A 21,887-nucleotide genomic window follows, 5' to 3' on the forward strand; every position below is an offset into this window, starting at 1 on the left:
AGGCTGAGCAAGAAGCGGGGATGACCAGTTTTGGCGCCAGAGGCCGCCGCAGGCTCGAATTACCGCCATCGACTCATGGCGGACATTCGCTACAGGCTCCGCTTTCAACAGTGCTCAGACTGCGTAAAGCTCAATCGGCTTATCGAAGCCTTTCAGGCGGTATTCGCGGCCTTCGCTTTCGGCCGGTTGGCTCTTCGCCCGCTCACAAACGGCCCTGGTGACGAGAATCTGCCCCGCTTCAGCGGCTGACTGGGCGCGAGCGGCCGTATTCACAACCGTACCAATCGCAGTCAGGTCGCGATGCGATCGGCCGAACTCTCCGAAGCTGGCCTCGCCGGAGTCGATGCCGATACCGACGCCGAGTTCACTTCCGCGCAGTCCGACACCCTCAGCCGAGTGACGTTCACGACGCAATTGGCAGCGGCGCTGAATCTCCCTCGCAGCGAGGACAGCACGTTCGGCGTGGTTCTCGCGGGGGATCGGAAAGTTGAATATAGCCATGACCGCGTCGCCGACCGTCTTGTTGAGAAGACCGTCGAATTCCCAAATGGCTGCGGCACATTCATCGTAGAAATCATCCAGCAGCGACGAGACGGCATCTGCCGAATGCGACTGCGAAAGCGTCGTATAGCCTCTCAGGTCCGCGAAAAGCACAGACACATCAACAGTGATCTTGCGAGCCTTCATCACGCGCGTGAACATGAGTTCGCAAATCGTGCAGGTGTTCGGATTCATCCGGCTTGGGCGGATGCCAAAGGCGCGAAAGGGAATGGAAGCCGGTCCGCGCAGAGGCACGGGAAGGCGCATCTGCTCCCAGCAGCCCTTGCAAATCCTCGATTGAGAAAACGACATCTCACCACCGCCCTTTTCCTGTCGCTCGGCGATCGTAGCACATCTGGGTACGCCGCCAATGTCCGCTCCGCGGAAGCGAGGCGCGAATTGAAGCGGCCTTCCGTGGTATATTCTGAAGGGGAGAATGAAACATGAGGTTGCCGCCGCCGGCACGGGAGCACCCGGCGAGCGGTTAAGGGAGGAAAGCATGGAAATTCCTGTTCCACTACACCCTTATCTTGACGCCGGCATGGGCAAGGCTAGCGCCACCTTCAACGGTGGGACGCTGGTCTGCGCCTGCAAGGATCGTCCCGTCAGGGTCCGCGTCAGCGGCGGGATTGCCCACAATCACGCCTGCGGCTGCACCAAGTGCTGGAAGCCGAAGGGGGCGGCCTTCTCGATCGTCGCGGTTGCGCCGCATGACAGCATCACGGTCGTCGAAAACGGCGACAAGCTCGAAATCGTCGATCCGACCGCGCTTATCCAGAGGCACGCCTGCAAGGAATGCGGCGTGCATATGTACGGGCCGGTGGAGCGCGAGCACCCCTTCCAGGGACTCGACTTCATCCATCCCGAACGGTTCGAGGAGAGCGGCTGGCCGGAGCCGGGCTTTGCCGCCTTCGTCTCCTCTATCATCGAAAGCGGCGTCGATCCCGCGAAGATGAACGGCGTGCGCAATCATCTGAGGCGGATCGGGCTGGAACCCTATGACTGCCTGTCGCCGGAATTGATGGACTTCGTCGCCACCTGGGTGGCGAAGAAAAGCGGCGCACTGAAGCAGTGATCGAAGGGAGCGGGCGGGGTAAGATCGATTTCGGCGCACCCGAGTGGGGCCGGCGCGGAATCGCTCCCGTCGGCTTCACGACATGGCTTTGCGAGCGGCTAGCGGAGGAGGGCGACCGTGGCAAACGAACTCAAGCATGCGCCGGATTTCAGCCTCAAGGGCAAGGTGACCTTTGTGACGGGCGCCTCGCGCGGGATCGGCCGCGCCTGCGCGCTGGCCTGCGCGGCCGCCGGCTCGGACATCGTGCTCGGCCTGCGCGACATCGCGGCGTCCGCGGAACTGATCGGCGAAGTCCAGGAGATGGGACGGAAAGTTCTTCCCGTGCAGCTCGATCTTTCGAAACGCGCCGACATCGAGACATCGGTTGCTGAGGCGATCGCGATGTTCGAGCGGATCGACGTGCTCGTCAACAATGTCGGGGTCGCGCCCGGCAATCTCGCGGAGGACGTCGTCGTGGCGGATCTCGACGAAATTCTGAACGTCAACGTCAAGGGCACGTTCCTGATGACGCAGGCGGTCGGCCGGCAGATGATCGCGCAGAAGGCAGGCCGCATCATCAGCATCAGCTCGCAGGCGGGCACCGTGACGCTGCGCAGGGAGGCGATCTATTGCATGAGCAAGGCGGCGATCAACCATCTCTCCCGCTGTCTCGCCGCCGAATGGGCGCGCTACGGCATCACTGTCAACACCGTCGCCCCGACCTTCATCTGGACCGACGGGACGAAGCCGGCGCTTTCCGACAAGGACTTCTACGAACGCACGCTCGCACACATTCCGCTCGGCCGGATCGGCGACACCGATGACGTCGTCGGCGCCGTCGTCTTCCTGGCCTCGCCAGCCGCATCGCTGATCACGGGCTTGAATCTCCTTGTCGATGGCGGCTGGTCGGTTGCCTGAGGCGAGTCTGACGGCGACATTGCGGGGTGTGGCGGAGGCGTGATTTGGCTTGGCGAAGCTGATATCCTGCGCGGACGGAAAACGCGGGGAGGAAAGGCCATGCGGATCGCGGTGATGGGTTCGGGCGGGATCGGGGGCTATATCGGCCTCAGGCTCGCGAAAGCGGGCGAAGACGTCACCTTCATCGCGCGCGGCGAGCATCTTTACGCGATGCGCAGCCGGGGGCTCCGGCTCGAAAGCCCGCTCGGCAATGTGAGCCTGTCGAATGTCAAGGCTACCGACGATCCCGCCGAGGTCGGTGTCGTCGATCTCGTGATCTTCGCGGTCAAGCTTTACGACAGCGAGGAAGCGGGGGCCGCGATCGCCCCGATGGTCGGGCCGAAGACGACCGTCTTGACGTTGCAGAACGGCGTCGACGGTGTCGATATCCTCGCGCGTTTCGTACCAAGCTCGCAGGTCGTGGCCGGCGCCATCTACATGTCCACCTATCTGGAAGAGCCCGGTCTGATCAGGCAGACAAGCGGGATGACGCAGATGACGGTCGGCGGGCGCAGCGATCTGATGGTTGCCGCCTTCCGCGAGGCCTGTGCGCGGGCCGAGGGAATCTCCCTCCAGGTGGTCGACGATGTCGAGCCGGTGCTGTGGATGAAGTTCGTGACTCTTGCGGCCTTTTCCGGCGGCACCAGCCTGATGCGCTCCGGCATCGGGGCGATCATCGCCGATCCGGAAGGCCGGAAGTTCATGGAGCAATTGCGCGACGAAGGCATGGCGATCGCCGCGGCCAAGGGTCACCCGATGCCGGAGGGCTATGTGCAGCAGGCCATGTCGCTTTGGCAGATGCTGCCGCCGGAAACGCAATCTTCCATGGCCAACGACCTTCAGCGCGGCAAGCGGATCGAGCTCGAATGGCTATCGGGGCGGATGCACGCCCTCGGACAGGAACTCGGCGTGCCGACCCCGGGGCACACGGCGGTCTACCGGGCGCTTCATCTTTACGCGAACGGCGCGCCGGCGCGGTGATGCCGTGCATTCCGGCATGAAGTTGGGCGACAACGCCAGGCGTCTGGTCAGACGCGCAAAGATTTCTCCAGCGCTTTGATTTGTCGCGCGATTCTCGTCTCCGGATCATCTCCGATTTATCGGACCCTGCAGCAGGAACCCCTCGACATTTGCCGTTCAATGCCTAAGCTCCGCGACACGTTGTTTTGCGGAATTGCCTGATGTCGCTTCGCCTTGCCACCTTCAATATTGAAAACCTCATGAGCCGCTTCGATTTTTCCGGCTTTCGCAATCAGTTGAAACAGGATCGGGTGCTGCGGCTTTTCGACGTCCGCAGCGAGGCGGAGTATCAGCGGCTGGAGGAGGCGCGCACGATCGCGCATACGGACGACACGCGGCAGATGTCGGCGCTGGCGATCGCTGATTGCGACGCGGATATCCTCTGCCTGCAGGAAGCCGACAACATGGCTGCGCTGCAGGCCTTCGAATACGGTTATCTCTTCCGCATGGTCGGCAATGGCTATCGACAGAAATACCTGATCGAGGGCAACGATTCACGGGGCATCGATGTGGCCGTGCTGATGCGCGAGGAGACCCGCGACGGCCAGCCGATCGAGTGCCTCGACGTCAAGAGCCATGCGGGGCTCACCTATGCCGACCTCGACCTTTTCAACGACGAGCTGGCGCAGACCAACCGGCCGGGCGACCGCATTTTCAAGCGCGACTGCCTGGAGGTGGACTTGAGGATCGGCGGCCGGCCGCTGACGCTTTATGTCGTGCACTTCAAGTCGATGGGGCCGGCACGGGAGGGGCTCGACGGCCGACAGGCGACGATGCCGCTCCGCGTCGCCGAAGCCAAGGCCGTGCGCCACATCATCGAAAGCCGCTTCGGGCGGGGCCGCACCGCCGACAAGACGTTTGCGATTTGCGGCGACATGAACGACTACCAGGAGAAGGTGGAGATCCGCGGCGACCGGCGCAACGGCTACGAATTCGTGCCGAGCGAGGAGGAGACCAGCGCACTCGACATTCTTTCGCTCGACGGTTTCGTCGAAAACCCGATGCTGCGCCGGCCGGTGCTCGACCGCTGGACGCTGTTCCACAGCCGCGGGCCACAGGAGCGGCATCTCTGCCAGCTCGACTATATTTGGCTGTCACCGGCGCTCAACAGCCGCAATGCCAGTCGGACGCCGGAGATCATCCGCGCCGGCCAGCCATTCCGCACCATCTTTCCGGAAGGGCAGGAGGTGGAGCGCTACCCGCGCACCGGTTGGGACCGGCCGAAGGCCTCCGACCATTGCCCCATCGTGATGACACTGGATATCTGACCATGAGCCATCTTCAAAGCAACCGCGCCGAATGGCCCGCCGAGGGCACGATCTTTCCGATTTCGGTCGTCCGAATCGATGTTTCCCCGGAGCCGCATCCGTTCCATGTGGCGGAGGTGGAGCGGGCGCGGGAAAGCTGGCAGCGCGAGATCGCCGCCAATCCGCATCTTTTCGACGGCAGGATGGTGCTGCAGCGAGCGATCCGCATCGAGGACGGACGCATTGCCGCGAGCGGCCACATCGTTCCCTATTCCACCTTTCTCTGGTGGCGCAGGAGCCGCGCGCCCGAAGCCTTGCATATCTTCGGCATGCCGCTGCTGCTTTCGTCGGACGGGGCGATAATCGCGATCCGCATGGGGAGCCACACCGCCAATGCTGGACGCGTCTACTGCCCCGGCGGCTCGCTGGAACCCGAGGATATCGTCGATGGGCGCTGCGATCTCGATGGCAACATTGTCCGCGAGGTGCGGGAGGAGACCGGCATCGAGCTCTCCGAGGCGACGGCGGAGCCCGGCTACCAGGCGGTGCACATGAACAGCACCCTGATCGTCTTCCGCATCCACCGGCTGCAGGGTACGGCCGACGAAATCGTTGCGCGGGTGGCGGAACATGTCGCGGCCGACCCGCATCCGGAAATCGACGAGGCGGTGGCGATCCGCGGGCCAGATCCTGAGGCACACAACTATCCGGGTTTCATCCCGCCGATCCTCGAATGGCTTTTTGTGAAGAACGGGAGATAGCGTTCGCCATCGTGGCAGATCGGATGGCGCCCCGCTTCTCGCTCGAATGCCTTTCGACTTTTATGAGGACGGGCTAATCTATCACGTGCTGCGTGTGGAGGCGGGATGATGAACGAGCGCGTCGAACGGCGAGTTGCGGTCATTATGGCCACCGACATCGTCGGTTACTCCCGCCTGATGGAGGCCGACGAGACTTCCACGCTCGACGCGGTCAAGCGGTTGCAGGCTTCCATTCTCTCACCGAACATCGCTGCCCGGGGCGGCCGCATCGTGAAGCTGATGGGCGACGGCTCGCTTGTCGTCTTCAGCTCGGCGGTCGACGCGGTGGACTGCGCGATCTCGCTTCAGGAAGAACTGGCGTCCGATCAGAAGGACGTGGCGCTCGACGATCGTATCCTGCTCAGGATCGGCATCAATCTCGCGGACGTGGTCATCGAGGGAGGCGATCTGTTCGGCGACGGCGTCAACGTCGCTGCCCGCCTGGAGGCGTCGGCCGAGCCTGGCGGCATCTGCGTCGCCGATATTGTTCACCGGCAGCTTGGCGCAAAGTGCCGTTCGGATTTCCGGGATGGAGGCGAGGTAGCGCTGAAGAACATTGCGCGGCCCGTGCACGTCTGGCACTGGAGGGACGCACCGATGGCGGGGCCATCGACGTCTTCGCCGGCCGCGCGAATGTCGATCGCAGTCCTGCCGTTCGAGAACCTAAGCGGAGCGCCGGATCAGGACTTTTTCAGCGACGGCATTACCGAGGACATCATCGGCGGCCTTGCGCGGTTTCGGTCGCTTTCCGTCATCGCCGCCAGTTCATCCTTCAGCTTTCGCGGCAAGGAGGCGGGGCTCAAGGAAATCGGCAAAAGGCTCTCCGCCACCTATCTGGTCGAGGGCAGCGTTCGGCGGTCAGGTGAACGGATCCGCATCACGGCGCGGCTCATAGAGGCGGCAAGCGGAGCGCACCTGTGGTCGGAGCACTACGACCGGAGCGTCACCGATATTTTCGCCGTTCAGGACGAGGTGACGCGGATGATCGTCTCGACAACCGTCGGGCAGATCGAGAGCGCCAATGTCCGACAGGCGCTGCGCAAGCCGACGACGAGTCTTGCGGCCTACGAATTCTACCTGCGTGGGCTCGTGCATATGCGCAGCTATGGCCCCGACGACAATGAGCAGGCCCGGCTCATGTTCGAGGCGGCCATAGAACGCGACCCGCAATTTGCGCTCGCTCACGCATATCTGGCACTCGCGAGGCTCGCGCTTCGCGGCTATGCCAACGCGCCGGCCGACATTCTCGACGCGGCACTGGCACTTGCGCGAAAGGCGGTGCGGCTCGATGAGGGTGATAGTGGCTGCGAGCGCTTGCTGGGCCTCATTCATTACTTCCGCCGGGATTTCGAGCTGGCGGAACGGCATTATCGCCGCGCCTATCAGCTCAATCCCAATGATGCGAACACACTGGTGCAGATGGGCGGGCTGCTCACGCGGCGTGGCAGGCTCGACGAGGCGATGCGGTGGATCGACGAGGGTTTACGCCTCAACCCATTCCCTCCGCAATGGTACAGCGTGACCCTCGGCAACACCCTCTACATCCTCGGGCGATACGAAGAAGCGGCGGCGGCGCTCAAGGAACAGCCCAATCCCGGTCAGTTCACCTGCGCACGCCTCGTTGCCTGCTATGCGCAATCCGGAAACGCGGCCGCGACTGAGGAGGCGAAGGCGCGCCTTCTGAAACTGTGTCCGGATTTTTCGACGGACGACTTCATCAACCGCGGCTTGCTTCTGGAGCGGCCCGAGCAGCGCGAGCTGTTTCGCCAGGGATTGCTGAAGGCGGGCCTGCCAGAGTGACCCTAGTCGGCAATTGCTGGAGGCGCAGCCGGAACACCGACCGCCCAAGACAATTGCACCTGTCGTTGGTGCGCTTCACCGCGCCAACTGCGAGCGGAACTCCGCAGTCGAATTGCTGTGCGGAAATGGTTGGGAGGGAGCCGGCACCCCGAGAAAGGAACAAAGCGGCTTCCAGCCGTCGGAAATCTCGTAGGTGAGAAGGCGCCCCGCGGGAAACGCTTTTGTTACCGCCGCATTGTGCGCTTCGTAAATAGAGATTGCGTGGTCGCGGTCGCCGATGCGCCCGCCGAATACGGTCTGTCCAACCACCGCCACGCCGAAGGAGGCCGGGTCGTTCGTAGCCGGATCCGACATGGGCCCGATCGTCTGCATGACACTCCTGTGCCAGGCTTCGGGGTCGCGAACTGTGAGTATGACCTTCGCATCGGGATAATAGGCGCTGAGTTCGCGCCAGAAATGTGCCGTCGGCCAGTCGACCGCAGAACGATAGCCGGCATAGGCCTCGTCCCAGTCTGGCAGTTGACCCTTGCCGGCGGCGCGCCACAGCGCCTTCTGCTCGGGGCTGCGGCCGACCTCGCTCATGTGATGACAGGGTCCGAACCCGATCTGCTCCAGCGCCAGCTTGAGTGAATGCGTGCCGGTGCGGCCGAAGCCGGCTCCAATGATGTCCAAAGCCATGATCGCCCCCTCCCGGCGCGCCTCGATCGGCCAGCTGGCCCCCAAACGTTGCCGATTGTCTAGTCTACCAATCTTCGGTCGTTCCGCCTACGCGTAAGGTTTGTTTCAGGGCCTTGTGAAGGATGCGCTCGCAGCTTGGTGGCAAGCCTCGCGGCGACGGGTTCAGGCCGGCAACCCCGCTTGCTCAAGCCCTCGCGCAGCCGTTCGGCATCCGGTGCTCGCGCCCGCACATCAGCTAAAGCCAGCCGCCGGTAAATCCCGCCCGGCGCAGGCCAGCGACGATCGGCTGGCAGCGGCGCATGATGTTCCAGAGGAGGCCGGTGCGGTAGTTTTCGATCATCAGAACGACCGGGCCCTGGTCGATGCCGAAGTGGTAAGGGCTTACCCACCAGCCCGGGTCGCTGTCTTCGACCGTGAAGGTCCGGTTGAAGGACGGCTTGAAGCCGTAGAGGCGGGTCATTCCCAAAGGCATCCTCGCAAAGTTCCAGACTGTCGGAATGACGATCTCCGGAGCGAAGGGCAGGGACGCCACGACCACCCAGGGCGAGACGGTGCCGTCGTCGGGTCCGAAGGGCGCACCGCGCGCGATGTAGTCGAAAAATTCCCTTTCCCCGCCATCGCCATTTCTCGTGATCCAGCCGGGACCGTCGCTCGCGGTGAAGCCCCAGCAGTGCTCGCCGTAGCCGGCAAAGTTTAACGGATTGCGGATGGCGTATTCACGCTGGACATAGGTCGCGTGTCGGCTGTTCTGGAAGTAGTCGCTGTCGTGGTGGCGCATGAATTCATCGCGGATGCCGCGGAAGTCGATCCACATGTGCGAGAGCTGGTGGGTGAAGAGCGGTCCCGAATAGAGCAGTTCGCGCCCGTAGATGTTTCGCCATTCGTAGCTTTCGGTATAGGCGGCATAGGCTTCGGGCGGCAGCGGATGCGTCGGCGAACCCAATCCGAGGATGTAGAGCAGCAGGCCCTCGTCGTAACCGCGCCAGCGATAGGGGATGAAGCCGCTTTCCGGTCGCCATCCGTGGGTCAAGGTAAGCCCGTGGTCGCAGGCCCAGTTCCAGTCGGCCCGCTCGTAGAGCGTATTGGCAAGCCGCCGGATCTCGACCTCGTCGGCGCTGTCTCCGTCGAAGTAGGTGGCCACAGTCAAGGCGCCGGCGAAGAGGAAGGCGGAGTCGATCGTCGACAGCTCGCACTGCCAGACCCGGCGGCCGGTCTCGATGTCGAGGAAATGATAGAAGAAGCCCTTGTAGCCGGAGGCATCGGGCTCCGGGCCCTCGGGGCAGGCAAGCAGGAACGCCAGCTTCTTGCGGGCGAGCTTGGCCGCAAACTTGCGGATCAGGACGCCGCGCTCGACGACCACAGGAAGCGTCGCCAGTGCCATGCCGATGGCGGCGATGCTCGCCGGCGCGTCAGGCGCGGTCTTGTCGCGAACGAGGCCGTTGTCCGGGTTGGTGCAATGGAGGCAATAGAGGATCGTCGTGAACTGCAGCCGACCGAGGTCCTGTTCGGTCGGCATGCGCTCGAGTTTCGGGGCGATCGAGAGCATCCGTGACATATTGCTAGTCCGCTACGCCAGCAGTCTCGCTCAGACGTTGTCTCCCTCGGTCGATGTCCTCGGGCGGGCTGGCGGTGTGCTCTTCGCTCCCCACTTCCATCCGCTAATCTGAGGCATGTCGTCGCCGTATTTTTCGATATGCTCGCGATGCTCGATCAGCTTGGCGTGGATCGCCTGCTTGAAATAGGCCGCCCGCGCACCGAGCTGCGGCAGCCGGTCGATGACGTCCTCGACGAGGTGGAAGCGATCAAGCTCGTTCAGCACCACCATGTCGAACGGGGTCGTCGTCGTGCCTTCTTCCTTGTAGCCGCGAACGTGAAGGTTATCGTGGTTCGTCCTGCGATAGGTGAGCCGGTGGATCAGCCACGGGTAGCCATGGAAGGCGAAGATGATCGGCTTGTCCCGCGTGAACAGGCCGTCGAAATCGCGGTCCGACAGGCCATGTGGGTGCTCTTTCGCAGGCTGCAGCTTCATCAGGTTAACGACATTGATGACCCGGACCTTCAACTCCGGCAGGTGTTCACGGAGCAGCTGCACCGCCGCCAGCGTTTCGAGCGTTGGAACGTCGCCGCAGCAGGCCATGACCACATCGGGCTCGCTGCCCTGGTCACTGCTCGCCCAATCCCAGATGCTGACGCCCATGGCGCAGTGCCGCACGGCCTCCGACATCGTCAGCCATTGCGGTGCCGGCTGCTTGCCGGCGACGACCACGTTGACGTAGTCGCGGCTGCGCAGGCAGTGGTCCGTCACGCACAGCAGCGTATTGGCATCCGGCGGCAGGTAGACGCGGATCACGTCGGCCTTCTTGTTGACCACGTGATCGATGAAGCCGGGGTCCTGATGGCTGAAGCCGTTATGATCCTGCCGCCAGACATGGGAGCTCAGGAAGTAGTTCAGCGAGCCGATGGGTCTGCGCCACGGGATCTCGTTGCACACCTTCAGCCACTTGGCATGCTGGTTGAACATCGAGTCGATGATGTGGATGAAGGCTTCGTAGCAGGAGAAGAAGCCGTGGCGGCCGGTAAGCAGGTAACCTTCGAGCCATCCCTGGCACTGGTGCTCGCTCAGCACCTCCATGATACGGCCGTCCGGCGACAAATGGTCGTCTTCCGGATAGATCTCCGCCATGTAGCAGCGGTTGGTCACCTGCAGCACATCCTGCCAGCGATTGGAGTTGTTCTCGTCCGGGCTGAACAGCCGGAAGTTCTTGCTCTCCATGTTCGCCTTCATCACGTCGCGCAGGAACATGCCCATGACGCGGGCCGACTCGGCGACTGTCGCACCGTGGCCGGAAAACTCGACGGCATAGTCGCGGAAATCCGGCATCTTCAGATCACGCAGGAGCAGTCCGCCGTTGGCGTGCGGATTGTCGCTCATGCGGCGATTGCCCGCCGGAGCGAGCGCTGCGATCTCAGCCTTGAACCGGCCGTCGTCATCGAAAAGCTCCTCCGGCCGATAGCTCTTCATCCATTGTTCGAGGATCTGGATATGCTCCAGCTTGTCCATCTCGCCCATTGGCACCTGGTGCGAACGCCAGTAGTCCTCGCATTTCTTGCCGTCGATCTCAGCCGGGCATGTCCAGCCCTTTGGCGTGCGGAATACGATCATCGGCCATGCCGGGCGCTTGAGATTGCCGTTGGTTCGCGCATCGGCCCAGATTTCCCGGATTTCGCCGACGACGGTGTCTAGCACTCCGGCGAGCTGCCGGTGGACGTCCTCGGGGTCGCGTCCTTCGACGAAATATGGCTTATAGCCCATGCCCTCAAAGTACTTCCGTAACTCCTCCTTGGGGATGCGGGCGAGGAAGCAGGGGTTGGCAATCTTGTAGCCATTCAGGTGGAGGATCGGCAGCACGCAGCCATCGCGGGCGGGATTTAGGAACTTGTTGCCCTGCCAACCGGTCGCAAGCGGCCCGGTCTCGGCTTCTCCGTCGCCGACGACACAGGCGACGATAAGGTCGGGGTTGTCGAATGCCGCGCCATAGGCGTGGCTGAGCGCGTATCCGAGTTCGCCGCCCTCGTGGATGCTACCGGGCGTTTCGGGCGCGACGTGGCTCGGTATGCCGCCGGGGAAGCTGAACTGCTTGAACAGCCGCTTCAGGCCCTGCGCATCCTGGCTGATATTGGGATAGACCTCGCTGTACGTGCCTTCGAGGTAAGCGTGAGCGACAAGTGACGGCCCTCCGTGGCCGGGGCCGATGACGTAGATCATGTTGAGGTCGTCGCGCTTGATGACCCGGTTCAGGTGCACATAGAGCATGTTGAGGCCCGGGGAGGTTCCCCAGTGGCCGAGCAATCGCGGCTTGATGTGCTCGCGCTTCAGCGGTTCTCTGAGCAGCGGATTGTCGAGCAGGTATATCTGGCCGACCGAGAGATAGTTGGAAGCCCGCCAGTAAGCATCGAGCAGATGCAACTCGTCAGGCGAAAGAGGGGAATCGGTTTGGATTTCGTGTGCGGTTTCAAGCGTAGACATCGAATCCTCCTGATCGAAGCCGGAATGTCACAGGGCGACGATTTACGAGATGCGGACGTCGGAACTCACAACGCGCGGCAGCGGCATATCCTCCATATCCGCTGCGGCCCCCACAGCGCCGCGCGTCTTATAAGACGCGAAAGGGACGCTGTAGCACTTTAGAGACACACAGAGCCGTACTGCCTCCAGAATGGGCAGCGACAATGTCGCACAAAAAGCGCTCCGGGCACAGGAAAAATCAGAATGAACGCCCGTCCGCGGATCTGGCCATCAAATAAATCGCATCCGATTAAATCGAAACCGCTTGACATCACCCTTTCTCTCACGTATTTAACGCGCATCCGATTGAAGCGGATACGATGTAAATTGAAACAGAAAGGATTTCCCATGACCGAGAAGCTTCTTTTCACCGGCAAGACTCACAACACCGGCGGCCGCAATGGCGGCACGCGGAGCAGCGACGGCAAGCTCGACCTGAAGCTTTCGCAGCCGCACCCGGCCGCGGAACAGCTCTTCGGGGCAGCCTGGTCTGCCTGCTACATCGGAGCGATCGAGCTCGCCGCCTCGCAGCGAAGCGTCAAGCTTCCGGCCGGACCCGAGGTCGACGCCGAGATCGACTTGAACCTCGATGACGGCTCCTATTTCCTCCGGGCGCGCCTGAACGTGAGCCTGCCGGGGGTCGAGCGCGAGCTTGCAGAGGAGCTGATCGAGGCGGCGCACGGCATTTGCCCATACTCCAAGGCAACGCGCGGCAACATCGACGTGACTACCAGCCTCGCCTGAACGGGATCAGTCCGGTCTTCCTCTCAAGCAATTCCAGGGAATGTGCGAAGCGGTTTTCCGTCCGAATTGCTGAGTCTTCAAAGGGCAGGGCGGTTCACTCAGCGAAGCAGTGAGCCGCCCCGGCAGGCGGACCCGACGCCTCGCCGAATTTGCTGACACGACAACAAGATAGGACACGCGAATGCCCGACAGCCGCCTGAACAGATCAATACGGTCGAAGCCATCCTTGTCACGGCAAAGGCGCGCGGAGAGGTCGACTTCGGACTGGATCGCCAGTCCCATGCCCTGATGAGCTGCCTCGTGCCTTCGGCCGGTCGGAGTCGCACCTGCATTTCTTCGATGGCGTGGACGGCGGCTATGCCAAGGCGGCCGAGACCAGGGAGGCGAAGGAGCTTGCCGCTGCGTCGTCACGTAAGGTGAAGAAACATCAACTTCTTCCCGCTCGCGGCGTTATCAGCCTCAACCTCCGCGATCAACCGAGCCGCATAGTGACCTTCCAAAGTCATTCACGGCGCGGACGCGCCGCACGGCGTCGGCGACGCTGGGAGACTGCTGCATGTTCATTGAATCGCCTTCTGCCCATCCAGCGCGAATAATTGCGCAAGGCAGACTTGACAGGTCGCCGAAATAGGTAGATCGGTCTGCCTATTAGTTGGAGAGACAAAATGACCGAGCGAACGCCTGCCAAGGAGCGCCTGCTGAACGCCGCTGCCGAGCTGTTCTACCGCGAGGGAGTGGGGGCGACGGGGATCGATGCGATCACCGCCCATGCGGGGGTCGCGAAAATGAGCCTCTACAACAACTTTTCGTCCAAGGCGGATCTCGTCAATGCGTATATGCAGCGACGTCTCGATGAATGGCGGGACGTCTATCGGGAGCGGCTGAGAAACGCGACAACTGCGCAGGAGCGTATCCTGGCGGTGTTCGATTCCTATGTGGACCATGCGGCCCTTGCCTATGAGTGGGGGTTTCGAGGGTGCGGGCTCCTCAATGCCGCGGCGGAGCTTCCCGTCGGTGATCCCGGCCGGGCGGTCGTCGCCGTCCAGAAGGAAGAGGTGGAGAGGCTGTTCAAGGAACACCTCCTCGAGATGCAACCGGAAGCCGGCGTCTCGATCGACGAGACCGCGCAACATCTTTCCTTTCTGCTCGAGGGCGCGATGTCGCGTGCGGGTCTCGACGGGCATGACGCACGGCTGAAGACGGCGCGCAAGATCGCTATCTCGATTCTGGAGCGATTTTCATAAGTAGCGCGAGATGCTGGCGGAAAGCCGCGCGCAGTTTTCATCCCGCAACGATTCAAAGTTCTACAGCCACTGTTGCACCTCTGGTTAGACGCGCGGCGCTGTAAGAGCGCGTTTTTTTCCCGCGCTCAAGTCTTCCGAATTCTCACAACTTCTGCCAACGCCAGAACGGACCCCATAAATGAGCGAAGCTGTAGCCGCGGCCTCGTACCGCACGAGAAAGGGAATCTGGTCGGTTCTCATCCTGGTCATTCTCGAAGCGGCTCTGGTGATTTCCTGGAGCGCCGGCTTCGTCGGCATCCGGTTTGCGATCGATCACGCGCCGATATTCCTGATCCTTCTCTGGCGAAGCCTCGTGTCCGGGCTGCTCCTGCTTCCCTTTGCGCTCATCATGGGGCCGGCGATGAGGTGGAAAGATGCCTTCTCGCAGATGTTATTCGGCGCGCTGGCGATGTCCGGTTACCTCGCCGGGTTCGCGCTTGCGATCTCCTATGGGGTGCCAACGGGCCTCGTCGCCCTGATCGCCGACATGCTGCCGCTGGCGGTCGCGATATTGTCCTGGCCAGTCCTCGGGCAGGCGCTGACAGCGCGCCAGTGGCTCGGATCCTTGCTCGGCATGGCCGGCGTCCTGATCGCCTCTGGCTGGTCACTCAACATGGGCGACGTGCCGCTCTGGGCCTATGGCCTGCCTGTTCTCGGCACGCTTTCGCTCGCAATGGCGACGCTGCTGCAGAAACGCAGCCCCACCAGCGCCATGCCCGTCTACCAGAGCCTGTGCATCCAGTGCCTTTCAGCGTCCGCGATCTTCGCCGGGTTCGCCTGGCACGAGGGAGCTGTTCTCCCGGTTCTCGACAGGGGATTCATCGGCGGCATTCTCTGGCTCGTCTTCGTCGCGACATTCGGAGCATGGAGCCTCTACTACATCGCCCTTCGCAAATCGTCTCCGGCCCGGGTTACGGCAATCCTCTATCTGAGCCCGCCGGTGACGATGATCTGGGCCTGGGTGATGTTTGGCGAGCCCTTGTCCTTTGCCATGGCCGGCGGGCTGGTCGTTTCGCTCGCCGGCATCATCATCGTCGCGCGATCGCAAAAGCCGACTCACGCGGCATAGGGCCACCGGTCGGTCGATGACGAGTCAAGACATCATGGACGCCGGATTGCGATTACCCCCAAAATGTTAGTGGAAAAGTGGGAAAAATCTGGCAGGTTGTACTCGTGTTGTTAAACCATTTTAGCACGTTTTCAGGGCCCACTTCTCCGGAAGTGGGCTTCTTTAATTCCTTTGGATGGTGGCCTCTTCTCACCCAACAAATGGCGAACACGCTCGCGTAGGCAATGCCGTTGCCGCCGCAAGCGGCGATTGGTGGCCCTATCGATTTAGTGCATGTCGCCAAAAAGGGTGTGCCGGTTTTCGGGACAACGACATGCATGAGATCAATGACCCAAGCGCGTCGCACGAGGCCGATTGAACGCGACGCGCTTTGGCGGACAATCGGCCAATTCTGGCACGATTGCAGGGCCAACATTATTGACGTCAAACTCAGGCCCGCCGGTTTCATTCCAAATGGCGGGCTCTTTTTTCACTGCTTCCGGAAACGTCGATGCAGGCGGCGCAGCATCCCTTGCGCGTCTGATAAAAAGCGCGGTGCTGGGCGTTCCCGCCGGCGCTCGCAGAATAGCTCTTATGGGCTAGTAGACATGCAATTTCAGTTTGGCAGAATGATTCGGCTACAACTTTGTAGCGGTCATATCATCACCCATTCCTTTTCAGTAGCAATTTAGAGCAGAGCCCTGAGAGATGACTGGGGCTCTGTTTGCTGCTGCTCATTCAACGAAGGGATTAATTACAGGCCTGTCCGAGCCGGACGGGAGCTTGTCATCCATCTTGCGGCTGTGGGGCGTCAGGGGCAGGGCCGCCCTCCAGAAACGCCACAACCTCGGCCTGCATGTCGAGGCAAAGGTTCTGATATTCGCGCAACAGTTCCTCCCGCAGAGGATACTCGTTCCGCAGGCTTTCGATGGCTCCCGCGGCAAGAGCGTAGGCTTCGAACAGATCTTCCATCTCCTGGTTTTTGATGGCCCGAAGCTTTTGTCGGTGACGTGGTAACGCCAGTGCGAGCCTGGCTCTTCCGTTGCGCACTAGGGACATTGCCGCAACCCCGGCAGTGCCCGCCGGATTGCGGACACTGCTGCTGGTTTGTGTGTGGCGTGTACGCCGACCTCGGATGAAGGACGACGTCCTATAAATTCCGAAGCTCACACTTTGTTCCGTGACATGCAGTAAGCCGATCACCGCTCGCCCTGGATGGCGCGCAGGAGGTTGTCGCGCAGCCTCGCCACGCTCTGCTGTACCGAGTGGAAGTCGTCTCCGAGCCCGGTGGCATCCGTCAGCGACGCGCCGGGCTCGGCGTCTACCAGGCTGCGGCCGGCCGGGGTCAGGCTCACCCGAACCTGGCGCTCGTCTTCCGGGTCGCGGCGACGGCTGATCAGACCGATCTGCTCGAGCTTCTTGAGGATCGGCGTCAGCGTGTTGGATTCGAGGAACAGTTTTTCGCCGAGTTCGCCGACCGTCTGGTCGTCCTTTTCGGAGAGCGCCACCAGGGCGATGTACTGGGTGTAGGTGAGGCCAAGCTCATCCAAGATCGGTTTGTAGGCGCGGCCGAAGGCAAGATTTGCCGAGTAGATCGCGAAGCACAGAAAGTTCGCCAGCTTCGGCTTTTCCTTGCCTGGCTGCGGGGAATCGGGCGTGATCGCGTCCTGGTTCTTTGCTGTCTGGGAAGGAGTCATGGGCATTATTCAATCCGGTTCTTTGCTGTCGGAGTTTATATAAATCGTATCCGATTAAATCGCAATGGTATTGATGCGGGTTCGAGCGATCTGGATCGCATCCGATTTAAGCGGCCTCTTCTACCTCCCGAGGGCGACACCCCTCTATCGGGCATCTCCCCCACAAGGGAGGAGACCGAGGAGGCACCGCTCTGCACCACCGCCACCTCCTAGAGTGAGGTTGACCCTGTCGAGGAGACACGCGGGGGAGCCCGCGCCTTGCCAATCTTCCCCCTTGTGGGGGAGATACCCGGCAGGGCAGAGGGGTGTCAGCACACTTCTGCGAAATTGCTTCGCCGCGACCCGGTTTCGCTCCAACTTTTTGAAACGCAAAAGCGGAGCGGGCCCGGAGTTTGCCTCGGTCGGTGCGAGCGGTTGCGGATTCGGTGGACTGTCGTGTAGCTTGCCGCCCAAGGACAGGAGGAGGTCATGGCTGACTCGAGTTCCGGTACCGCCAGGATGCTGACCGGCAAATGTCTCTGTGGGGCAGTCGAATACCGGGTGGCGGACCGGTTCGAATATGCGATGAACTGCCATTGCTCGAATTGCCGGCGTGCCACCGGTTCGGCCTTCAAACCGTTCGCCGGCGTCAAGCGCGGCGAACTCAGCCTCGTTCGGGGCGAGGACGCGCGCCTCGTCTATGGAGACGAGGGTGAGGCGCATGACGTTCATTGCTCGGCCTGCGGCTCACTGCTTTATTCCGTCGTGCGCGAGGGTGCCTATGCGCATGTGACGCTCGGCACGCTCGTCGATGCGCCGGCGATCCGGCCCTCGGCGCACATCTTCGTCGGGTCGAAGGCGGAATGGTTCCAGATCACCGACGACCTGCCGCAATACGAATGCTTTCCCGGCGATTGAGGCGTGCCGCTTTTCACACCGTCACGACGACCTTGCCGAACTGCTCGTTCGACTCCAGGAAGCGATGCGCCTCGACGATCTTTTCGAACGGAAAGGTCCTGGCGATCACTGGCCGGAGCGAACCGTCCGCCAGCCCATCGAGGACAAAGCTCTTGGCGGCAGTGAGCCGCGCCGGATCGGCGACGATCTCATGGACCAGGTAGCCACGCAGCGTCAGGCTCTTGCTCAGCACGGCAAAGAGCGGGAAGGGCGTGGGCTCGGGGCTCAGGCCGCCGTACTCGATGAGGGTGCCGCCCCGTGACATGGCCGCCGTCAGCGGCTCGAAGACGGGGCCGCCGACTGCGTCGAACACCACGCGCACGCCCGCCGGGCCGACGATCTCCCTTAGTCGGGCTTCGAGATCCTCCTCGGCGGAGGCGATCACATGCGCGGCGCCGAATTCGGTGAGGGCCTGCTTCTTGGCGGACGTGCGCGTGACGGCGATCCCGGTCGCGCCCACCCTGTTGGCAATCTCGATCGCGGCGAGTCCGACGCTGCTCGATGCGGCGGTGATGACGACGAAATCCTCCCGGCGCAGTCCGGCGATGTCGATCAGCGCGCCATAGGCGGTGAGATATGGCATCCAGACGGCGGCGGCCGCTTCGAAGCCCAGCGATGGCGGGTGCCTGACGACGAGCCTCGCCGGAAAGCTGGCAAGCTCGCCATAGGCAGGCCAGCGGACCATCGATGGGGGCGGCACGACGCTAACGGCGTCGCCCGGTGCGAAATCCTCCACACCTTCACCGACCGCTTCGACGATGCCCGCCGCCTCGAGACCCAGACCGGAGGGCAGCGGCGGCGTCTCGATATAGGTGCCGGAGCGGATCAGCGCCTCGGCCCTGTTGAGGCCAAGCGCCTTGACGCGGATCTGGACCTCGCCCGAACCGGGCCCAGCAACATCGATATCCTCGATGCGCAGGACCTCGGGACCACCGAGCTCATGAAACGGACGACACGGACCATCGGCACAACTCCAAAACATTTTAACTGAATGAGCTATGCCAGCGCGCTGTCGGGGGATAAATAGCGATCAAGGCAGGAAAGTCGAAACCAGGAGTTATGAATATGGATCGCCTTGCGAGCATGGCCGTCTTCGTCAAGGCCGTCGATCTCGGCTCGTTTGCGGCTGCCGCGAGTGCTCTCGATCTGTCCGGACCGATGGTCGGCAAGCATGTGCGGTTCCTTGAAGAGCGGCTCGGCGTACGCCTCCTCAACCGCACGACGCGGCGCCAGAGCCTGACGGACTTCGGTCGGGCCTATTATGAGCGCTGCCGCGTGGTGCTCGCCGAAGCCGAGGCTGCGGATGCGCTCGCGGCCGATCAGTTTTCCGAGCCGCGCGGACGACTTCGGGTGACGATGCCGGCGCTCTTCGGTCGGCGCTGTGTCGTCCCCATCCTTCTCAAGCTTGCCGAGCGATATCCGGCCCTCGAACTCGACCTGTCGTTCAACGATCGCTTCGCCGACCTTGCGGGCGATGGCTTTGACCTTGCGATCCGCAGCCTGGCAGCCAGCAGCCGCAATCTGGAGGACAGGGCAGGGACGATCGCGCGTCGCCTCGCGCGCCATCACATGGTCGTTTGTGGCTCGCCATCCTATCTCGATAGGCACGGCCCGCCACGGCAGATCGAGGACCTCGGCAGCCATCACGGCATCATCTACAGCCGGTCGGGCCGTGTTCACCCCTGGCTGTTTCCGCGTGACGATGGGCTTCCGGCAGAGGTGACGCCGCGCAACCGCCTGCGCCTCGATGATCTCGACGCGATCGCCGACGCCGCCGTCGCCGGCCTGGGGCTTGCCTGGCTTCCCGGCTGGCTTGTTCGAGAGCGCATCGAGGCAGGTGCGCTCGTGCCGCTCCTGTCCGATCAACCCGGGCTCCACTTCGACAATCATGCGCTATGGCTGCAGACGCCGTATCTGCCGCTGAAGGTGCGATTTGCGGTCGATGCCTTAGCGGCCCAGTTGCCCAGGCTCATGAGGTGACGGTGCGGACTGTACCGTCGACGAGCGCGGCGGGTCTTCATTTCATGGGCCAAAAATCACCGCGATCCGGACCCTGCCGGGGCGCATTCGAATGCCGCAACGGGCCGGGAAAACCCTTTGAGCCGCCGACGTTTCATTGCGCTGAAGGCGTCCGGGCTGCCAAGCTCGCGATAGACGTTCTCCGAAACAAGCGTCTGATCGGCGGCAGCAGCCGAACACAGGCGGGCCGCGAGTTGCACCGTGGTGCCGAAAAGATCGTTGCTGTCCTCGACCGGCTCTCCGCTATCGATGCCAATGCGGATGTGGATCGGTTCGGCGTTTCCGCTGTTGTAGCGCCGGAAATCACGATGAATCGCGATTGCGCAATCAACCGCGTGCTTCGTCGACGCGAAGGATGCCATGATCCCGTCGCCGGTGTGCTTCACCTCGCGCCCGCCAAACTCGTTCAGGCACCTGTGCACGATCGAATCGTGCGCTCTGACCAACTCGGTGGCCATGCGGTCCCCAAGGCGCGCCGTCATTTCCGTGGAGCCGACGATATCGGTGAACATGATGGCGCGATGCCCACAGTCCTTGTTGTTCTGCAGATCGCCGGCGAGCGGCTCCGGGTCCTGGATACGACCGAGAAAAGCCTCGACGGCCGAAAGCGCGACCTCGACGATCTCGCCGGCAACATGCCCATGCGCCTCGCGATGCACGCACTGGGCGGTTTCCTTGCCCGGGGCGTCGATGAGGCAGAAAGTGGTGCCGCGCTGCTGGTCGAACCAGTAGGTGAGGAATTTTACGCCATACTGATCCTGGATTTCGAGATCCTTGCGATGCGCCTCGGCGACGTCGGCTGCTGTGTACCCCTTGAGGTCATGCCGGTCCATGAAGATGGCCATTATCGCCCCCGCTGTTATCTCATCTCGCGTGTTGCAGTCTATGTGCGATCCCATTGATGAGCAATCGCTAAAGTCCCGAGTGTCGCCCGGTGGAGGCGGAGCTCGTTGCTTGCAGCTGTACAGAACGATGAAGTAGTTCAAAGTGACCTCTGTTCGGGGAGCCCACGGAGGCAATGTAGGTTCGATGAAGACTTCCGAGACTGAGGTTCTGATCGTCGGCGCCGGACCTACGGGGTTGGTTCTGGCGCTGTGGCTGAAGCGGCTCGGCATCGATTTGAGGATCATCGACAAGGCGCCCGGGCCGGGCGAGACCTCGCGGGCGATCGCGGTGCAGGCACGCACGCTCGAATTCTATCGCCAGCTTGGCATCGTCGACGACGCGCTGGCGGCCGGCATCCGTGTCGAGCGCCTGGCCGTGCGCACGCCGTCGGGGATCGCCGCAACCTTGAAGCTCGGCGATTTCGGTGCCGGGCTCAGCCGCTATGCCTTCGCCTTCGCGCTACCGCAGGACATTCACGAGCGCATCCTGATCGGCCACCTCGAAAAAATGGGCGTTGCCGTCGAGCGGCGCGCGGAATTCGTCACCTTCAAGCAGGATGCCTCAGGCGTGACCGCGACCGTCACGAAGGACGGCACTAGCGAGGTCATCCGGGCCGCTTATCTCTGTGGCGCGGACGGCGCGAGCAGCACGGTGCGCCATGGCATGAAGCTCGGCTTTCCGGGCGGCACCTACGAGCAGTCGTTCTATGTCGCCGATGTGGCGGTGGAGAATGCCTGCAGCGGCCTGAACGTCTGCCTCGATACGCATGGCTTCGCGATCGTGCTGCCAGTGCGCCAGTCGGGCTCGGTGCGGCTGATCGGCATCGTGCCGGGCAGCCATGCGGCGGAGGAGACGGTCCGCTTCGAGGCGATCCGCGCCGAGGTCGAGCGGCTCACCGGCGTCGTGGTCAAGGCGGCCAACTGGTTCTCCACCTATCGGCTCCACCACCGGGTCGCCGAGCATTTTTGCGTCGGGCGGGTATTCATCGCCGGCGACGCCGGCCATATCCACAGTCCGGCCGGTGGGCAGGGCATGAACACCGGCATCGGCGATGCGGTGAACCTCGGCGGATGATCGCGCAGCTGCGGCCCGACATCGTCGTCCATCCGGAGG

General features: G+C 62.6%; 20 protein-coding genes and 1 pseudogene. 14 read left to right on the plus strand and 7 right to left on the minus strand.

All coding sequences use genetic code 11. The annotated features are described in order from the left end of the window. Positions 1–114: 114 nt before the first annotated feature. Complete coding sequence (locus GHK62_RS23345; RefSeq protein ID WP_167528341.1) at positions 115–852, minus strand: adenylate/guanylate cyclase domain-containing protein; 738 nt, start codon at positions 850–852, stop codon at positions 115–117. 187 nt (positions 853–1,039) lie between these two features. On the opposite strand from GHK62_RS23345, the gene gfa reads away from it, so the two are divergent. The 6 genes from gfa to GHK62_RS23375 all read left to right on the plus strand — a co-directional run bounded on the left by gfa (position 1,040) and on the right by GHK62_RS23375 (position 7,418). Further along, positions 1,040–1,615, plus strand: coding sequence for an S-(hydroxymethyl)glutathione synthase (gene gfa / locus GHK62_RS23350; protein WP_153441454.1), 576 nt, complete (start codon positions 1,040–1,042; stop codon positions 1,613–1,615). A gap of 117 nt (positions 1,616–1,732) precedes the next feature. Next, entirely contained in the window at positions 1,733–2,512 is a 780-nt protein-coding gene (locus tag GHK62_RS23355) for an SDR family NAD(P)-dependent oxidoreductase (RefSeq protein ID WP_184108556.1), read from the plus strand. Positions 2,513–2,611: 99 nt separating this feature from the next. Then, the gene (locus GHK62_RS23360; protein WP_153441430.1) at positions 2,612–3,532 is read left to right on the plus strand and encodes a ketopantoate reductase family protein; all 921 of its coding nucleotides are present in this window, start codon (positions 2,612–2,614) and stop codon (positions 3,530–3,532) included. Between the two features lie 200 nt (positions 3,533–3,732). Continuing rightward, a complete protein-coding gene (locus GHK62_RS23365; RefSeq protein ID WP_153441431.1) occupies positions 3,733–4,839 on the plus strand; it encodes an endonuclease/exonuclease/phosphatase family protein in 1,107 nt (368 codons plus the stop codon). 2 nt (positions 4,840–4,841) lie between these two features. Further along, on the plus strand, positions 4,842–5,579 hold the full coding sequence (locus GHK62_RS23370; protein ID WP_153441432.1) for an NUDIX hydrolase: 738 nt from the start codon (positions 4,842–4,844) through the stop codon (positions 5,577–5,579). Positions 5,580–5,687: 108 nt separating this feature from the next. Further along, positions 5,688–7,418: an adenylate/guanylate cyclase domain-containing protein gene (locus tag GHK62_RS23375; RefSeq protein ID WP_234887019.1), complete on the plus strand. Its 1,731-nt coding sequence runs from the start codon at positions 5,688–5,690 to the stop codon at positions 7,416–7,418. Positions 7,419–7,493: 75 nt separating this feature from the next. Here the strand turns inward: GHK62_RS23375 and GHK62_RS23380 are convergent, their stop codons facing one another. The 3 genes from GHK62_RS23380 to GHK62_RS23390 form a co-directional block, all read right to left on the minus strand. Next, positions 7,494–8,096, minus strand: coding sequence for a sulfotransferase family protein (locus GHK62_RS23380; protein ID WP_153441434.1), 603 nt, complete (start codon positions 8,094–8,096; stop codon positions 7,494–7,496). A 235-nt stretch (positions 8,097–8,331) separates the two neighbouring features. Then, positions 8,332–9,651: a glucoamylase family protein gene (locus GHK62_RS23385; RefSeq protein WP_153441435.1), complete on the minus strand. Its 1,320-nt coding sequence runs from the start codon at positions 9,649–9,651 to the stop codon at positions 8,332–8,334. 30 nt (positions 9,652–9,681) lie between these two features. Then, positions 9,682–12,123: a phosphoketolase family protein gene (locus GHK62_RS23390; protein ID WP_153441436.1), complete on the minus strand. Its 2,442-nt coding sequence runs from the start codon at positions 12,121–12,123 to the stop codon at positions 9,682–9,684. Positions 12,124–12,510: 387 nt separating this feature from the next. On the opposite strand from GHK62_RS23390, the gene GHK62_RS23395 reads away from it, so the two are divergent. The 5 genes and pseudogenes from GHK62_RS23395 (at position 12,511) to GHK62_RS23415 (ending at position 16,254) form a co-directional block, all read left to right on the plus strand. Beyond that, positions 12,511–12,906, plus strand: coding sequence for an organic hydroperoxide resistance protein (locus tag GHK62_RS23395; protein WP_153441437.1), 396 nt, complete (start codon positions 12,511–12,513; stop codon positions 12,904–12,906). 195 nt (positions 12,907–13,101) lie between these two features. Further along, positions 13,102–13,301, plus strand: a pseudogene (locus tag GHK62_RS34475) (DUF3095 family protein); the annotation flags it as partial. A gap of 270 nt (positions 13,302–13,571) precedes the next feature. Then, the gene (locus tag GHK62_RS23405) at positions 13,572–14,150 is read left to right on the plus strand and encodes a TetR/AcrR family transcriptional regulator (RefSeq protein ID WP_153441438.1); all 579 of its coding nucleotides are present in this window, start codon (positions 13,572–13,574) and stop codon (positions 14,148–14,150) included. Positions 14,151–14,328: 178 nt separating this feature from the next. Next, positions 14,329–15,258 carry a DMT family transporter gene (locus GHK62_RS23410; RefSeq protein ID WP_153441439.1) on the plus strand — a complete coding sequence of 310 codons (930 nt, stop codon included), beginning with the start codon at positions 14,329–14,331 and terminating at the stop codon, positions 15,256–15,258. A gap of 762 nt (positions 15,259–16,020) precedes the next feature. Beyond that, a complete protein-coding gene (locus GHK62_RS23415; protein WP_153441440.1) occupies positions 16,021–16,254 on the plus strand; it encodes a hypothetical protein in 234 nt (77 codons plus the stop codon). Between the two features lie 182 nt (positions 16,255–16,436). Here GHK62_RS23415 and GHK62_RS23420 read toward each other — a convergent pair whose 3' ends face one another. Further along, positions 16,437–16,934: a MarR family winged helix-turn-helix transcriptional regulator gene (locus tag GHK62_RS23420; RefSeq protein ID WP_153441455.1), complete on the minus strand. Its 498-nt coding sequence runs from the start codon at positions 16,932–16,934 to the stop codon at positions 16,437–16,439. 468 nt (positions 16,935–17,402) lie between these two features. Here GHK62_RS23420 and GHK62_RS23425 point away from each other — a divergent pair, with 468 nt between their 5' ends. Beyond that, positions 17,403–17,831 (plus strand): GFA family protein, encoded by a 429-nt coding sequence (locus tag GHK62_RS23425; RefSeq protein ID WP_153441441.1) that lies wholly within the window; start codon positions 17,403–17,405, stop codon positions 17,829–17,831. 13 nt (positions 17,832–17,844) lie between these two features. Here GHK62_RS23425 and GHK62_RS23430 read toward each other — a convergent pair whose 3' ends face one another. After that, a complete protein-coding gene (locus GHK62_RS23430; protein ID WP_153441442.1) occupies positions 17,845–18,852 on the minus strand; it encodes a zinc-dependent alcohol dehydrogenase family protein in 1,008 nt (335 codons plus the stop codon). An 83-nt stretch (positions 18,853–18,935) separates the two neighbouring features. Here GHK62_RS23430 and GHK62_RS23435 point away from each other — a divergent pair, with 83 nt between their 5' ends. Continuing rightward, positions 18,936–19,850 (plus strand): LysR family transcriptional regulator, encoded by a 915-nt coding sequence (locus tag GHK62_RS23435; protein ID WP_153441443.1) that lies wholly within the window; start codon positions 18,936–18,938, stop codon positions 19,848–19,850. A 56-nt stretch (positions 19,851–19,906) separates the two neighbouring features. Here GHK62_RS23435 and GHK62_RS23440 read toward each other — a convergent pair whose 3' ends face one another. Beyond that, complete coding sequence (locus GHK62_RS23440) at positions 19,907–20,734, minus strand: nickel-binding protein (RefSeq protein WP_153441444.1); 828 nt, start codon at positions 20,732–20,734, stop codon at positions 19,907–19,909. A 184-nt stretch (positions 20,735–20,918) separates the two neighbouring features. Here GHK62_RS23440 and GHK62_RS23445 point away from each other — a divergent pair, with 184 nt between their 5' ends. Further along, on the plus strand, positions 20,919–21,848 hold the full coding sequence (locus tag GHK62_RS23445; RefSeq protein ID WP_153441445.1) for an FAD-dependent monooxygenase: 930 nt from the start codon (positions 20,919–20,921) through the stop codon (positions 21,846–21,848). The last annotated feature ends 39 nt before the right edge of the window (positions 21,849–21,887 follow it).

Source organism: Sinorhizobium terangae (assembly GCF_009601505.1).
In the GTDB taxonomy this organism is placed as follows: Bacteria; Pseudomonadota; Alphaproteobacteria; order Rhizobiales; family Rhizobiaceae; genus Sinorhizobium; species Sinorhizobium terangae.